The organism is Lacrimispora brassicae (genome assembly GCF_054772055.1).
Genome location: NZ_BRYH01000064.1, coordinates 47,144 through 63,818, shown reverse-complemented (window position 1 = coordinate 63,818; position 16,675 = coordinate 47,144). Strand labels below are relative to the sequence as shown.

Genomic DNA, 16,675 nt, shown 5'->3' with positions numbered 1-16,675 from the left:
GCGGTGTAAATCCATGGATTGATGCAGAAAATGCCTTGGACCTTGTGTTCAAGGTATTTTCTTTTTAAGGTGGTGTGATATGGAAGATATCAGATATATGGGTTTGGCTCTGGAGCTTGCCAAAAAGGGGTGTGGTCTTGTAAATCCAAATCCTATGGTTGGAGCCGTGATTGTAAAGGAAGGCCGGATAATCGGTGAGGGATATCATGAACGGTATGGCGCCCCTCATGGGGAACGGAATGCCCTTGCAAGCTGCAGGGAATCACCGGAAGGCGGGACCCTGTATGTAACACTGGAACCTTGCTGCCATTATGGGAAAACACCTCCATGTACGGAAGCCATTCTGCAAAGCGGAATCTGCAGGGTGGTCATAGGCAGCCATGATCCCAACCCGCTTGTTGCGGGGAAAGGGATCGAGGTGCTTCGAGGCCAGGGCATCCAGGTGGTGGAAGGGGTTCTCAAGGCGGAGTGTGACAAGCTCAATGAGGTGTTTTTCCACTTCATTCAAACCGGAAAGCCTTATGTGGTGATGAAATACGCCATGACCATGGACGGAAAAACTGCAGCGTACACAGGTGTTTCCAAGTGGATCACCAGTGAGACCGCACGCTGCCGGGTGCATCAGGACCGCCACAGGTACAGCGCCGTGATGGTGGGGGTGGGCACTGTACTGGCAGACGATCCCCTTCTTACCTGCCGCACAGAGGGCGGCAGAAACCCGCTGCGCATCATCTGTGATACCCAATTGCGCACGCCTCTGGATTCCCAAATTGTTGTGACCGCCAAAGAGGTTCCTACGGTCATTGCCACCGCCTCCGTGGACTTGGAAGCACAACGGCCATACATCAAAGCCGGCTGCCGTATCCTGCCTGTTTCCCAAAAGGACGGCCATTTGGATCTGGCCCGGTTGATGGGAAAGCTGGGGGAAGAAAATGTCGACAGCATTTTGCTTGAGGGCGGCGGTATTCTGAACTGGTCGGCCTTGCAGGCGGGAATCGTAAACAAGGTGCAGGCATATATTGCACCTAAACTGTTGGGCGGGGCAAACGGGAAAACGCCTGTGGCAGGAATGGGCGTTCCCTGTCCGGAGGATGGGTTTTTCCTCACAAACAGCACAGTCTCCTGCCTGGGTGAGGATATTTTAATCGAAAGTGAGGTGCAGCCCCATGTTCACAGGAATTATTGAGGAAATCGGTGTACTGAAGGAAGTACGAAAAAGTGTACATTCCTCTGTGCTTACCATTCAAGGAAGGGTTATATTTGATGATCTTTGCATTGGGGACAGTGTAGCGGTAAACGGGGTATGCCTGACGGCTGCCGGCCTTTCCTCCAACACCTTTCAGGCAGATGTGATGCACGAGACACTGAACCGTTCTTCTCTTGGCAGGCTGCGCCCTGGGACTGCCGTCAATTTAGAGCGGGCAATGCCTGCAAACGGACGGTTTGGCGGACACATGGTTTCCGGACATATTGACGGCGTGGGCAGGGTGAAAGCCATACAAACAGACGACAACGCCATTTGGTACACCATTGCAGCGGACAGCAGTATTTTGCGCTACATCGTGGAAAAGGGTTCCATTGCAGTGGACGGTATCAGCCTGACGGTGGCAGCGGTTACTGCTTCGGATTTCAGCCTGTCTGCCATTCCCCATACGGTAAAATCCACCATCCTTTCTCAAAAAAAAGCTGGCGACCCTGTAAATCTGGAAAATGACCTTGTAGGGAAATACATTGAAAAGTTTATGGATTCCCCTCCGGAACAAGAACGGTCAAGGGGCATCACAAAAGAGTTTCTAACCAAATCTGGCTATTAGGAGGATAACGATGTTTCAATACAATACCATTGAAGAAGCGCTGGAAGCGCTTAAGCAAGGAAAAATCATTCTTGTCACGGATAACGAAGACCGGGAAAATGAAGGCGATTTCATCTGTGCCGCCCAGTTTGCCACAACAGAGAATATCAACTTCATGGCAACCTACGGCAAAGGATTGATCTGTATGCCAATGAACGAAGAAATTTGCAGGCGCCTGAATTTTCCGCAGATGGTTTCCGAGAATACGGACAATCACACCACCGCATTTACCGTTTCGGTGGATCATGTGGACACCACCACCGGAATATCCGCGGCAGAGCGCTCCGTCACCGCTATGAAATCCGTGGATGATACGGCAAAGCCTGAGGATTTCCGCCGCCCGGGGCATATGTTCCCCTTGCTGGCCAAGGAAAATGGGGTCTTGGAGCGTGACGGACATACGGAAGCCACCGTAGACTTGATGCGGCTGGCAGGGCTTAAAGAATGCGGTCTTTGCTGCGAGATCATGGGCGAGGACGGCACGATGATGCACACGCCCCAACTGATCCAGTTGGCTCAAAAGTGGAATCTTCCATTTATCACCATTGCCGCATTGCAGGAATACCGAAAGAAAAACGACCGGCTGGTGGAGCAGACCTCTGTCAGCCAAATGCCCACCAAATACGGTGACTTTAAGGCCTGCTGCTACGTGAACAAGTTAAACGGCGAGCACCATGTGGCACTCGTAAAAGGTGAAATCGGTGATGGGCAGAACATCCTGTGCCGTGTCCATTCCGAATGCCTGACCGGAGATGCCTTCGGTTCCATGCGCTGTGACTGTGGACAGCAGCTTGCCGCCGCTATGACACAGATTGAACAGGAAGGCAGGGGAATCCTTCTCTATATGCGCCAGGAAGGGCGGGGAATCGGCCTGGTCAACAAGCTGCGCGCTTACACTTTACAGGATGAGGGAATGGACACACTGGAAGCCAACCTTGCCCTTGGTTTTGCCGGGGATCCGCGGGAGTACTACATTGGCGCTCAAATTCTGCGGGATCTGGGAGTAAAAACCTTGCGTCTTATTACCAACAATCCGGAAAAAGTCTATGGACTGTCCGGTTTCGGTATGGAAATTATGGAAAGAGTCCCCATTCAAGTGCCGGCAAATGAGCATGACTTGTTTTACCTCATAACCAAGCAGAACAAAATGGGCCACATTTTACACTATTAAATCATGAAGGAGAATGTATTATGAAAGTATTTGAAGGAAAGCTTGTATCAAAGGAAATGAAAATCGGCATTGTTGCCGCACGTTTCAATGAGTTTATTACTGCAAAGCTCCTGGGCGGCGCCCTGGACTGCTTAAAGCGCCATGACGTCAGCGAGGAAAACATTGAGGTTGCCTGGGTGCCCGGCGCCTTTGAGATCCCTCTGATCGCCTCAAAGATGGCAGGCTGCGGCAAATATGATGCAGTGATTTGTCTTGGCGCAGTCATTCGTGGAAGCACCACTCATTATGATTATGTTTGCAGCGAAGTGTCTAAGGGAATTGCCCATGTATCCTTAAACAGCGGCATTCCGGTCATGTTCGGGGTGCTTACCACGGAGAGCATTGAGCAGGCCATTGAACGGGCAGGAACCAAGGCGGGCAATAAGGGCTTTGACTGTGCGGCGGGCGCCATTGAGATGGTTAATCTGATCCGGGAGATCCAGGCTTAACAGGCAAAGAAAGTGTTGCCGTAAATATCCGTTTTTGGTTGTCTGAATCAAAACATATCACACCGCCCAGTTTGTTTACAATTTCTTCGATAATGGTTAAGCCAATACCATGAAAATCTCGATTGGGCTTTGTTGTTTCAAAAATTCCGTTGCGCCATTTCACGTTACCGTCAAAGGAGTTTGAGATTTCGATATGCAGCCAGTTATTGGGAGCAATAATACTGCTGGTAATGGTTAGAAACCGTTGGGAATCAGGGGTGACTTTTGCACAAGCCTCTACTGCATTATTGGTCAGGTTTGAAAATATACGGACAATATCAATATCTGGCAGGTTATGACTTTCAGGAAGGCAGATCATTGCTGAAAAACGGGTGGACTGCTCAGAACATCGGTTGGCAGTATCTTGCAAGATGGCATCAAGTATAATATTGTTTGAATAGGTTTGATGAACCAGAACCTGCTCCTCCATGGTCTTTTCAATCGTATCAAGCAAGTTTTTTGCTTTCTGATATTCTTCAATAGATAACAGGGATTTCACAGAGGTCATCATTTTATTGTAATCGTGTTTAAATGTCCGAAAGCTCTCGGTATATATTTGATACGATTTATAATGCTGCAATTGTCTGTCAAGCTGCTGCTGCAGCAATTGCGTATGTAATTCATATTCCAAAAGAGCACTGGTTCTTATTCCGCGGTTGACCAGAAATCCCTGTGCAGTAAAGCAGATGATACAGGAGATGATATAAGTTGTTTTATACCATGGCAGATCGACCCCATAATATCGACCCAAGTTGATAAACAGCAAATATCCCAAAAAGCATATTTGAAAAATAGCTACAAATCGGATTTGTTCGTTGCTACGGTAAAACTTTTGGATTTTAGCTTTAGGAGCAATAACATGGCGGAAAAGCATATTGTAACTGAGTATCATGCACAAGGAGAGAAACCATGCAATAGGGTAATAAAATTTGTCATGCCTTACCCATTGTACGCTCCTGTTTAATATTAAAGCAAAAGCCGGAAGCACAATTCCTCTTCCCCAGTATAGAATAGCGACAAAATAACTGCTTTCAAAAAGAAGCTGCATTGGGTTCATTTGATACAAAAATTTTAATTCCAATATAACAATAAATAAGAGGGCCAATGCTCCATAATGTGAGGATATGGCCAATCCCCAAATTGCGCTGAAGCTCCAATTGATTAATACAGAAATTATAAAAAATACCCAATAATTTTCCTTAATCAAAAAATTCCCTCTATGGTGAATCAGGAAAGATATACTGTAAACGGTAAATAAGCATTCTGCTAAAATACGCAATAACAGTGTCATCAGACACCTCCCTCACTTGAAAACTCTCTATTGGGGCAGACAGGTACTCCGGCAAAGAGAACGTTGGACAACAAATGAAACAAAACGCATTTATTCCTGCCATTGTCAAGCAGAGAAGATCAGGCGCAGACATTCTGCTTAATTGATGGCATATAGATCATTTTTCGCCGGATCTTAAGTGTGTTAAACATGCATAAGCTGGAAGCGATCCATTTAAGTGGTTCATAGTTTGCGCGTTATGTTTCGAAAGGAGATAATACTAAGAAATAAAGACCATTTTGGGATGCTATTAGAGAAAATATCACTTTTAACTAAGTTTTCAGTTTGTTATGTTCTTAATTCCTTGTTTAATGTTCTAAATTTATAATGATGAAAGAAATCACTGATTAATTCTGCCATGGAAGATATTATTGCTGTATATGGTGAACCGACAGGGCGCATTGAAGCAGCTTATGTCCAATAGCTTAAATTATTTTACGACTATTTTAGATTTGAACTTGAAGGATAGTACATTTTGGAACCGAACTTGACATTATACTGAATTAGTGATATATTAGATGTGTTAGCACTCACTAATTATGAGCGCTGACAAAATACAAATAAATAGAGCTAATAAAAGTCACTTTGTATAAAGTGGCTTTTTTTTCATTTATGGGCTATCTGAAAGGAAAACTGCCACCGAAGGCACTTTGTTCTAAATTGTGCAATACAATCATGATTTCAATAAATAAAATTTATCTAAAAAAATGAATAAAGGAAAAAGAGGTGATTTTAAATGGGAGATAAAAATCCAAAGAAGTTGTTAAAAAAGAAAAAAGTCAGGAAAGAATCTGTACAGCCGGAAATTGCAGTAGAAACAGCCCCAGCAAAGAAAACGAAGAAAAAATAATAAAATAAAACGAAAGCGAGATACTTAATTTGGATAAAAAAAGAGTATTAGTTGGCAGCCCGGTTTATCAAAAAAAGAATATTTTAAAGGCATTTTTAAAGTCACTAAAAAATCTTAGACGGAATACTATTTCCATTGACTATATGTTTGTTGATGACAATATTGATGATGACGCCAGTCAGCTTTTAGCTGGTTTTGAAAGAGAAGAATCAAAGGTTATTATCATTCGTGGTAAGGGACCGGGAGTGTATGAGTGTAATGACGAATCTCATCTATGGAACGACAGCTTAATGTTAAAAGTAGCAAATTACAAAAATTCCATCATCAATTATGCAATAGACAATAATTATGATTATCTGTTTTTTGTGGACTCCGATCTGGTTTTGCATCCTAATTTGATAGAGCATTTGAAAACTCAAGATAAGGATATAATTTCTGAAATATTTTGGTCTCAATGGCATAAAAACAGACCTTTTGAGCCGAATGTCTGGATGTTTGACGAATATGATTTGGTTCCTAAGAGATTAGGCGAAGTTTTAAGTGATAAAGAGATGGAAATACGGCAAACTAAGTTTTTAAACCAGCTTAGGATACCGGGCGTGTACGAAGTTGGTGGATTGGGAGCGTGCACATTGCTAAGCAGAGCCTCATTGGTGAAAGGCGTTAATTTTAAGCCGATTAAAAACTTAACCATACATGGGGAAGACAGATTCTTCTGTATACGTGCAGCGGTGCTGGGCATTGATCTTTTTGTTGATACTGCTTATCCGGCATATCACATTTATAGAGAGCAGGATTTGGCTGGAGTTGAAGCTTATGTAAAAGACTGCCAAGCTGACCTTGCCTTTGTACGTCAATATAAAGAAGAAGGAAATAAAATCACTCTTTCCATGATCGTAAAAAATGAAGCAGGACGTTATCTGGAAGAAGTATTAGAAAGTTTAAAGGGGCATATTGATGAAGCTGTTATCATAGATGACGCAAGCTGTGATGATACAGTAAACATGTGCAGAGCCATACTAAAAGAAATTCCAGTGCATATGATACAAAATGATACATCTATGTTTGCCAGCGAGGCCGAACTTAGGAAAAAGCAATGGGATGAAACTGTAAAAACAAATCCAGATTGGATTTTAAACCTTGATGCCGATGAAATATTAGAAAAGAATTTTTGGAAAAATGCACAAAAACTCATTAATAACCCGGATTACGATTTGTATTGCTTTAGACTATATGATATGTGGAATAAAACTCAATATCGAGAAGATAAATATTGGAATGCACATAGCGTTTATAGACCATTTTTAATGAGATATCAACCTGATTTTAAATATATGTGGAATGAAGCAGCACAACATTGCGGAAGATTTCCTATAAATACATCCTCTTTTCCAAAGGCAGCATCAGAATTCAGAGTAAAACATCTTGGTTGGGCAACGCCAGCCGATCGAGAAGAAAAGTATAAAAGGTATCAGCTTTTAGATTCGGATGCTATATTTGGAATTAAGGAACAATACGATTCCATCCTGGATACCAATCCCAACTTAGTAAATTGGGATGAGGATCAAATGCAATGAAAATTGAAAAAAAGAAGATAAATGTTGGTGTTGGTTTTGTGACAGGACGAAAGAATTTTAAAAATGTTGTAAAAACCTATGTGGATAACTGGAATGAATCCGGACTTATTGATAAGAAAAAAATTGCTGTTCATCTGTTTGTAGCATATGATTTAAAGTATTATAGTACAAAAGTGAGCGATTACAAAATTACAGACGATGAGATATTGACATTGGTGGATTCCGCTTATTATTTAGGAAATTCTGCAATAACAAATGAAATGCAATATCTGGTAGAAAAAGATGTTATCACCCTAAAAGAAGCGAAAATGATCTTTGGTGAAGGCTATGCGATGAAACGAAATGCAGTTTTATATTTTGCTTTAAAAAATAAAATGGACTATCTCATTTTCCTTGATGACGACGAATATCCAATTGCAACGATTAAAATTAACGACAGCATTGTTTGGAAAGGCCAGGAAGTTTTATCAACACATATTAACAATATTAAATATGCGGATATGACACATGGGCATCATTGCGGTTATATTTCTCCGATCCCTCAGTTGGATTTTAACGAAAAGCTTTCGGAAAATGAGTTTAGAATTTTTATTGAGTCCATAAGCAATGATATTATTAACTGGGACTCAATAAAAGAAAAAATGAAGGATGGAGGCGTTACATATGCCGACCTTGATGTCATTAATAACGAAACAATCGAAACAGTAAAAGAAGTAAATGGAATGAAATTTATTTCAGGCGCTAATTTGGGTTTTAACCTAAAAAACCTTGATAAATTATTTCCGTTTTATAACCCACCGGGAGCAAGAGGAGAAGATACTTTTTTAAGTACCTGCATTGGTGAATGTAATATAAGAAAAGTTCCTTGCTACACCTTCCACGACGGTTTCTCTAATTATGAGCATTTACTTCTGGGAGTTCTTCCTAATAAATTAAAAGCTTTGAAAGCGGATTCAGGAGCTATTACAATAAGATTTTTAAAGGCTTCCATAGGCTGGATCAGATACAAACCGCTTTTGCTTTATATCACCCAAAGAGATAATTACGAAGCTGAAATAAAAAAAATGAAAGAAGACTTAACAATAGTTATTCCGAAGATCTGCAATTATTTTGGGAATGATCAATTTAAAAATATATTAGATGAACTTGAATTTTATCATGCACATGTAGAACAGCACTATATAGATTTTGAAAATACAAAGTCAGCTTGGCTGAAAATAATTAAGTTTCTAAAGATTAATGAAAATATATCAAAAAAATAAAATTAAATTTAAGCGGCACATGATCTGACAATACAAAAGGAGGGAATGGCGGAATGAAAACAGTTATGCTGATCTTCGGTACACGCCCTGAAGCAATTAAGATGTGCACTTTGGTGAATGAATTGAAGACTCGAAAGAATATAAAAACAATAGTCTGTGTATCTGGGCAGCATCGTCAAATGCTGGATCAGGTATTGACGGCTTTTAATGTAATACCTGGTTATGATTTGTCAATTATGCAGGAACATCAGACGCTATTTGATATAACAACCAACATTCTCAATGGCATTAAAAGTATTTTAGAAGAAGTTAAACCTGATGTGGTATTAGTGCATGGCGATACTTCTACCACTTTTGTAACTGCTCTGGCTTGCTATTACCTGCAAATTCCGGTTGGACATGTTGAGGCTGGACTTAGAACTTATAATATTTTTTCACCATATCCGGAAGAGTTTAATCGTCAGGCAGTCGGTATCATTGCAAGGTATCATTTTGCACCCACAGAATTATCTAGAGATAACTTAATTCATGAAGGGAAAGCCCCATCAACCATTTATGTGACTGGAAACACTGCGATTGATGCACTAAAAACTACGGTGAGAGAAGACTATACGCATGAGCAGCTTACATGGGCAAAAGGCAGCAGGCTCATCATGCTGACGGCTCATCGCAGAGAAAATCTTGGAGAACCACTTCACAACATGTTCAGAGCAATAAAAAGAATTGTGGATGAGACGCCAGATATCAAGGTGCTCTATCCCATTCATATGAACCCATTGGTGAGGGAAGCTGCCAATACAATCTTTGGCAAACATGATAGAATAAGAATCATTGAACCCATTGATGTTTTGGATTTTCACAATTTTCTTTCAAGATGTTATTTGATATTGACTGATAGCGGTGGGATACAGGAAGAAGCTCCAAGTCTGGGAAAGCCGGTTCTGGTTATGCGTGATACAACAGAACGGCCCGAGGGGATTGCGGCCGGCACTTTAAAGCTGGTTGGAACAGATGAAGGAGTCATCTATAAAACATTTAGACAGCTTCTTGATGATAATGTTGAGTATGAAAAAATGAGCCATGCCAGTAATCCATATGGTGATGGACATGCAACTGAAAGAATTGCTGATATATTGGAGAAATCATTTGGTTATTGAAACGTTACGATATAAAAATATGTGAAAGGATGAAAGGGGTGGAATACCCGCCGCACCTTGCTCCTTATGTAATTATATAGCAACTCCCCCTTTACTAATTTGAAATTTTAATGAACCAGAGAGATGATTCTTTAAAAAGGATAATTTTCTCCCAAGGCCCTGCTGGCTTCAAACAGCATCATTATTATTTCTTCAAGGTACGTGGAGACGATTGCAAAATTGTGTCAATATTAGATAATATTTTTAAGGCGTGAGCAGTAGTGCTTGCGCCTTTGTTGTAATTTTATTGTGCGGATTAATAGTACCTTGCTTTCTGGCAGATCTTTTTATATAATAAGTTCATATGGATATATAAATGATGTTAATAAAATTATAAATATAAATTTATAAAAGGAGTCAATATGTTCTCAAATAAAAAATATGTTTATGAGGTATATAAAGCAAAAAGCTTTTCTAAAGCGGCAGAAAAGCTTTTCATTTCACAACCATCCTTAAGCCTGACTATTAAAAAAATTGAGAATGGAATTGGCTCACAACTGTTTGACCGAAGTACCACGCCCATTCAATTAACGGATTGTGGTGAGGAATATATTAGATGCACAGAAAAAATCATGGATATTGAATACGGTTTTGAGATGTACCTCAATGATCTCAATCATCTGCGGACAGGCCGTCTTGCCATCGGAGCCGGTAATTTCTTCGCTTCTTATATCCTTCCCACCCTGATCACAAAATTTAAAGCCCTGTATCCCCGGGTTGTCATCAATTTGGTGGAAGCAGACACCGCACATTTGGAAAAACAGCTTTATTCTGGAGATTTGGATTTGATTATTGACAATTACACCTTCAATGAAGCTCTTTATAAAAAACAATTTTTCTATCGTGAACAGATGATTTTAGCGATTCCTGAAAAACTTCCATGTAATAAGCATATAAAGCAATACCGATTGACTTCAGAAGATATTATAGGAAATAAACATTTAAATCCACAAATGCCTGCAGTTCCACTAAAATTGATTGAGGACACACCCTTTGTTTTGCTGAGGTATGGCAACGACACAAGGGTTCGTGCAGACAATATTTTTGCCGAAAACCACATAAAACCTAATATTGAGTTAGAATTAGACCAGTTGGCCACGGCGTTCCATGTTGCCTGTCAGGGCATTGGGGCGACGCTGATCAGTGATACGCTGGTCCGGGAAGTCGCACCGGATCAGCGTATGGTCTATTACAAAATCAACAGCAAATTTGCCACAAGAGAGAATTACTTTTATTTTAAGATCAGTAAGTATCTCACACAGGCAATGCAGGAGTTTCTTAAACTTGCCGCGGAGCAGAAACAGATAGAAAACCCTATATGTTCATGCTATAATAAATCAAATATTAATTTGAACGAATTAAAGTGAGGATAAGTCAATGCCTACAATCAAAGATATAGCTGCAAAAGCCGGCGTCTCCCACGGCACTGTCTCCAATGTGCTGAATAAGAGAGGAAACGTTAGCGCTGAAAAGATTCAATTAGTAGAACGGATAGCCAATGAGATGGGGTATAAGATGAACGTCCAGGCACAACAGTTACGTGCCGGCATGGCCCGCAGAGTCTGCATCATTGTGCCTAAAATTACTTTGAAGTGCTATAATGACTTATATTCTGGCTTAGAGCAGTACTTGCGGGACCATGACTTCAGCATAGAATTAATTTGCACCAATAATATGGAATGCAGTGAGGAACGGGCAGTAAAAAAAGCTCTTTCTTTAAATCCCATGGCTGTGGTGGTGGTCAGTTCCCTGTTAAAGAACCGGGGGTTGTTTACGGATGAAGCAAATTATTTCTTTGTGGAGCGAAAGGTTAAAGGGATGCCTGACGGTGCTGTCTACGTTTCTTTTGCATTTGACAAAGCGGGACAAGACATTGCCATGAGGTGCATTGCAGATGGTCATAAGAATGTGGCAATGCTTTGCGAAAACAGCATTTATTCCAATAACAAAAGCTTTATAAACGGGGCAGTGGATGTGTTTGAGGATTATGGCTGCTCTTATAAGATATTTCCTAGTGATGACAGCAAATGGTTCAATAAGGCGTTTGATATCTTAAATTCCAAAGAGGAGTTTGATGCCGTCATTGCCATGAGCAAAGAGGATGGGGATTATGTAAAGGCAGCCCACCAATATAACCCTGATAAGAGGATGCCAACTATTTATGCCCTGACCAGCAAAATCATTGGCATGGATACGGAAGTGTGCAAATATGAGCTGAATTATAAGCTGCTGGGAAGGATCATAGGCAAGCGAATTGTTGGCCTTGGCCAGGAAGAACGGGAATTGGATCAGTCTGAAAAGGCAAAAGAACAGGGAAAACCCCGGATAGAACAGATTCTTGTAGAAAATGATGGATTTTATTATAATGCTCCTCCCATCCAAAAGGACAGCAGCATATGTTTTCTCACCATTCAGAATCCCACCAGTAAGGCCATTAAGATGCTTCTTCCTTCCTTTACCAGGGAGACTGGAATTAAAGTAAACATGATAGAGGTTTCTTATGATGAGCATTATAAGATGTCTCGTGGATGCATCCAGAACAATCCTTACGATTTGATTCGGATTGATATGGCGTGGATGACAGAGTTGGGAGATAAGATATACCGTCCTTTGGATGATACCAGACCGGTAGTGAGATGGCTGAGAGAGCAGATTCTGCCTGCATTGTCTGAAAATTATTCCATAGTAAATGGCGTCCGGTATGCATTTCCCTTAGATGCCTGCGTGCAGATGTTGTTTTACCGGAAGGATTTGTTTGAAGATGAGCTGATCAAGCGGGAGTTCTTTGAAACCTGCAAAAGGCGCCTGGAGATTCCAAAGACTTTTAAAGAGTATAATGAAGTGGCGAGATTTTTTACGAAAAGAGAAAACCCGGCTTCCAGAACCAGGTATGGAGCGTCAGCTACTTATGGGCGAACGTTCCTTGCGGCCTGCGATTTCCTGCCAAGGTTCCGGGAATTTAAGAAGGATATCTTTGATGCAGACGGATATGTGAATATCCTCATCCCTGAGATGAAGCAGGCGATTGTAAATTACCTGGATACCTGCCGCTATACCAGCAATGACATTTACCAGTGGTGGCAAGAACCAACGAGACAATTTTCAGAGGGCAGCACTGCCATGCACATTGTATTTTCTAATTATGCTTCTGAGATGATTCATAATTTGGAATCCAAGGTAGTGGGAAGAATTGCCTATGGAACGGTTCCCGGGGGACAGCCTTTGTCAGGGGGCGGTTCTGTTGGTATTTCTAAATTCAGTGATAAATATGAAGAGTGCATGATGTTCTTAAAGTGGCTGTACCGAAAAGACATTGCTGAAACCATTACTTATCTTGGGGGGTATGTATGCAATCATGAAATCAGCAGGGATATGGACATACTGGAGCTTTATCCATGGCTGGAGGATATGGAGAAATCCTTTGAGCCTGGCTGGAGAATATCTCATCATGATAAAAATCATGTTTTTAATGAATTCTTGTTTGAAGATATTCTGGGAAAAGCGATCCGTTCCATTGCTTCGGGAATTGAGGAGGCAGATATTGCTCTGGAAAAAGCACAGGCAGAGTGCAGCAGAATCTTTAATCCTGTGCCAGAGAGCACTTAAATAATATGAAATCTGGAAAAGGTGTTGCAGTAGGAGTGTCAGGAGTCAAACGCTGGCTGATCTCTACTGCAGCACCTTTTTGTTGTGGCAAAAGGAGAAGGAAGAAGTTGCTAAAAATTGAACGTGTCAATAATTATCAATGTAAAATGCTGGTAAAATCGATGTTATATTTATAATATGCACAAAAAAATGTAAAATTATTGATAAAATCGTGTAAAATAAACAATTATATTATAAATAAATATTGACACGTACCAATTTGTGGTGTATAAAATAGATAAAGAGCCAAGGAGGGAAGGATAATGTACACAAAAAATCAATCAATTAGAAATCTTGTCAAGAAGAATAAGATTTTAATTGCGGCACATCGTGGAACCTGCGGGGGAAATGTGGTTCAAAATACATGCATGTCATATAAGAATGCATTGCTTCATGGAGCAGATATGATAGAGGTGGATGTTTCCATGACCACGGACGGAGTGTTTTATGCGTTTCATAATGGGGAAGAGCCTTTGGAACTGGGGATTGACCGGGATATCAGAACCATGACTTCAGAGGAGGTGGATCAGCTTTATACTTTGAATTCCGTAAGGCATGTATGCAGACAGAAGTTGGAGCATTTAGAGGAGGTTTTAGAAAGTTTCCGGGGAAAATGCCTGATTAATATTGATCGGTCCTGGTTTTACTGGAAGGAAATCATAGCGCTTCTGGATGGAATGGATATGAAGGACCAAATCCTGTTAAAATCAGGAGTGGAAGAGGATTTGCTGAAGGAGCTTGAGGAAAGCGGCACAGGAATTATGTATATGCCCATCATGAAACGACTGGAAGAATGGGATACTATAAAGAAATATAATATCAATGTTGCAGCAGCGGAATTGATTTTTACAGATTTGGAAAGTGAATTTTTAAGTCCGGGATTCATGGAGCAGTTAAAGGAAGCGGGCATTGTACCGTGGGTTAATGCGATTACACTGGATGATGATACCATTCTTTCCGGGCTTTTGGATGATAATAATGCCATTAAGACCGGTTATGAGGAAACATGGGGAAAGTTAATGGACTTTGGGTTTGAAATTATCCAGACTGATTGGCCGGCATTGTTAAAAGGATACATATTAAATAAATTTAAGGAAAAATAGGAGAAAAGTCATGAAAAATTTAAAGAAGTTTGCAGCACTTGGATTATCTGTAGCTATGGTACTGTCCCTGGCAGCCTGTGGGTCCGGCGGCAAAGAAACAACGGCTGATACGGCAGCCCAGACAACAAGCGGTGAGGTGGATAAAAGCCAGAAGCTGATCGTCTATACCAACTCAGGTTCAAATGGCAGGGATGCATGGTTAAAGGAAGAGGCTGCAGCGGCAGGCTATAACATTGAAGTTGTGCAAATCCAGGGCGGTGATTTAGCCAACAGAATCATTGCAGAGAAGAATAATCCACAGGCAGACATGGTATTTGGATTGAATTCTATTGAATATGAGAAACTGAAAAAGGAGAATGTTCTTGATAAATGGGAACCTTCCTGGGTTGGAGATGTGGATATGTCCTTAGGAGATAAAGACGGATATTACTATCCCATCGTTATTCAGCCATTGGTGAATATCATGAATGCTGATTTGCAAAATACCCCAAAGGATTATACAGACCTGGTGAATCCGGAGTGGAAGGGCAAATACAACATCCTGAATTTTGGCGGCGGAACCGGTAAGACAATTCTGTCCAGTCTGCTGATTCGTTTCAGAGATGACAGTGGGGAATATGGCATTTCTGATAAAGGCTGGGAGTTTGTGAAGAACTGGATTCAAAATGGCCATATGGAGCAGCAGGGGGAAGATTATGTTGGAAATGTAATTTCCGGTTCTATCCCCATTACAGAGATATGGGGCAGCGGTGTGCTTCAGAATCAGACAGAGAGAAATTATAAGTTCCAGATCATGGTTCCGGAACTGGGCGTTCCATATGTCACAGAGCAGATTGCCATGATTAATGGCTCCCAGAAGAGAGACCTTACAGTTGATTTTGCAAATTGGTTTGGTTCTGCAGAGACACAAACAGCCTGGATGAAGCAGTTTGGCACCATTCCATGCCAGCCAAAGGCATTGGAGGAGGCTCCTGCAGACATTAAAGAATTCATTGACCTGGTTCAGCCACAGGATATGGATTGGGGATTTGTAGCTGAGAATATTGACCAGTGGGTTGAAAAATGTGAACTTGAGTTCTTACAGTAGGTGATGGAGGGCGGTATGGTTTATGTAAATAAATGATACCGCCTTTTTGCAAGGAGAAATCGGATGATTGAATTTAAAAATATAGAAATAAAATATGGGGATTTTACGGCAATTAAAGATTTAAATTTAACAATCCAGGATGGGGAGTTCTTTACATTTCTTGGCCCATCAGGATGCGGCAAAACTACTACCTTAAGGTCTTTGGTTGGTTTTATCCAGCCAAGTGCCGGTCAGATCCTGATAGATGGAAAAGATATTACTCATACGCCGGTGGAGGAGAGGAAAATAGGTATGGTGTTCCAGAGCTATGCCCTGTTTCCCACTATGACTGTATACGAGAACCTGGCATTTGGACTGAAAGTCAAGAAACTTTCAGCCGCAGAGGTTGATAAGAAAGTGAAGGAGGTTGCAAAAGTAATCGAGGTTAAAGAGGAACATTTGGTGAGAAATGTGTCGGAATTATCCGGAGGACAGCAGCAAAGAGTGGCGCTTGCCAGAGCCATTGTCTTGGAGCCGAAGATTCTGTGCCTGGATGAGCCCCTTTCTAATCTGGATGCGAAGCTGAGGGTAGGGCTTCGAAGCGAGCTTAAGAAGCTGCAGAAGAATCTGGGAATTACAACTTTGTATGTCACCCATGATCAGGAAGAAGCCCTTACCTTATCTGACCGGATTGCCGTGTTTAACAACGGATTCGTGGAGCAGGTGGATAAACCGTATGATATCTATAACCATTCCAAGTCCGAATTTGTCTGTGATTTTATTGGTGAAATTAACCGTCTGAATGCAGCGGTTGTGGATGAAATTAAGAGACAGACAGATTGCAGGCTGGATGGAAATAAAAGTGCCTATATCCGTCTGGAGAGAATCAGCTTAAAGGAAGGCTTTGGCTATGGGAAATTAAGTGGAGTTATAAAAGATTGTGACTATAACGGTGTTATGACCAAATATTGTGTGGATGTCATGGGATGTGTGCTTCGTGTCATCCATATAAACGATGGAAAGCCATTTTTAAAATCTGGTCAGACGTTGGATTTATACATTGAGCCAAAAGACATTATGCAATTTTAAAAGGAG

Annotated in this window: 13 protein-coding genes; 12 read left to right on the top strand and 1 reads right to left on the bottom strand. The window is 41.2% G+C overall.

Annotation, left to right across the window (positions count from 1 at the left end):
• Window positions 1-79 precede the first annotated feature (79 nt).
• From ribD to ribH, 4 genes are read left to right on the top strand one after another with little or no spacing between them, the layout of a single operon-like run.
• Window positions 80-1,186 (top strand): bifunctional diaminohydroxyphosphoribosylaminopyrimidine deaminase/5-amino-6-(5-phosphoribosylamino)uracil reductase RibD, encoded by a 1,107-nt coding sequence (gene ribD, locus ACYVD3_RS27375; RefSeq protein ID WP_460645674.1) that lies wholly within the window; start codon window positions 80-82, stop codon window positions 1,184-1,186.
• Window positions 1,167-1,814, top strand: coding sequence for a riboflavin synthase (gene ribE / locus ACYVD3_RS27370; RefSeq protein ID WP_460645673.1), 648 nt, complete (start codon window positions 1,167-1,169; stop codon window positions 1,812-1,814). The genes ribD and ribE overlap by 20 nt, the downstream gene beginning before the upstream one ends.
• Before the next feature lie 10 nt (window positions 1,815-1,824).
• Window positions 1,825-3,024, top strand: coding sequence for a bifunctional 3,4-dihydroxy-2-butanone-4-phosphate synthase/GTP cyclohydrolase II (locus ACYVD3_RS27365; protein WP_460645672.1), 1,200 nt, complete (start codon window positions 1,825-1,827; stop codon window positions 3,022-3,024).
• Between the two features lie 20 nt (window positions 3,025-3,044).
• Window positions 3,045-3,512 (top strand): 6,7-dimethyl-8-ribityllumazine synthase, encoded by a 468-nt coding sequence (ribH, locus tag ACYVD3_RS27360; protein WP_460645671.1) that lies wholly within the window; start codon window positions 3,045-3,047, stop codon window positions 3,510-3,512.
• Here ribH and ACYVD3_RS27355 read toward each other — a convergent pair.
• Window positions 3,484-4,842: a sensor histidine kinase gene (locus ACYVD3_RS27355; protein ID WP_460645670.1), complete on the bottom strand. Its 1,359-nt coding sequence runs from the start codon at window positions 4,840-4,842 to the stop codon at window positions 3,484-3,486. The two genes, ribH and ACYVD3_RS27355, sit on opposite strands and share 29 nt — an antisense overlap.
• A 918-nt stretch (window positions 4,843-5,760) precedes the next feature.
• Between ACYVD3_RS27355 and ACYVD3_RS27350 the strand changes: the two genes are divergently transcribed.
• The 8 genes from ACYVD3_RS27350 (at window position 5,761) to ACYVD3_RS27315 (ending at window position 16,669) form a co-directional block, all read left to right on the top strand.
• A complete protein-coding gene (locus tag ACYVD3_RS27350) occupies window positions 5,761-7,308 on the top strand; it encodes a glycosyltransferase family 2 protein (protein WP_460645669.1) in 1,548 nt (515 codons plus the stop codon).
• Window positions 7,305-8,570, top strand: coding sequence for a hypothetical protein (locus tag ACYVD3_RS27345; protein WP_460645668.1), 1,266 nt, complete (start codon window positions 7,305-7,307; stop codon window positions 8,568-8,570). The genes ACYVD3_RS27350 and ACYVD3_RS27345 overlap by 4 nt, the downstream gene beginning before the upstream one ends.
• Before the next feature lie 53 nt (window positions 8,571-8,623).
• On the top strand, window positions 8,624-9,727 hold the full coding sequence (gene wecB / locus ACYVD3_RS27340; protein WP_460645667.1) for a non-hydrolyzing UDP-N-acetylglucosamine 2-epimerase: 1,104 nt from the start codon (window positions 8,624-8,626) through the stop codon (window positions 9,725-9,727).
• A gap of 401 nt (window positions 9,728-10,128) precedes the next feature.
• Window positions 10,129-11,133, top strand: a complete 1,005-nt coding sequence (locus tag ACYVD3_RS27335) for a LysR family transcriptional regulator (protein WP_460645666.1) — start codon at window positions 10,129-10,131, stop codon at window positions 11,131-11,133.
• Window positions 11,134-11,143: 10 nt separating this feature from the next.
• Window positions 11,144-13,372: an extracellular solute-binding protein gene (locus ACYVD3_RS27330; RefSeq protein ID WP_460645665.1), complete on the top strand. Its 2,229-nt coding sequence runs from the start codon at window positions 11,144-11,146 to the stop codon at window positions 13,370-13,372.
• Window positions 13,373-13,674: 302 nt separating this feature from the next.
• Window positions 13,675-14,514 carry a glycerophosphodiester phosphodiesterase family protein gene (locus ACYVD3_RS27325; protein WP_460645664.1) on the top strand — a complete coding sequence of 280 codons (840 nt, stop codon included), beginning with the start codon at window positions 13,675-13,677 and terminating at the stop codon, window positions 14,512-14,514.
• Between the two features lie 10 nt (window positions 14,515-14,524).
• Complete coding sequence (locus ACYVD3_RS27320; protein WP_460645663.1) at window positions 14,525-15,601, top strand: extracellular solute-binding protein; 1,077 nt, start codon at window positions 14,525-14,527, stop codon at window positions 15,599-15,601.
• A gap of 63 nt (window positions 15,602-15,664) precedes the next feature.
• Window positions 15,665-16,669: an ABC transporter ATP-binding protein gene (locus ACYVD3_RS27315; RefSeq protein WP_460645662.1), complete on the top strand. Its 1,005-nt coding sequence runs from the start codon at window positions 15,665-15,667 to the stop codon at window positions 16,667-16,669.
• The last annotated feature ends 6 nt before the right edge of the window (window positions 16,670-16,675 follow it).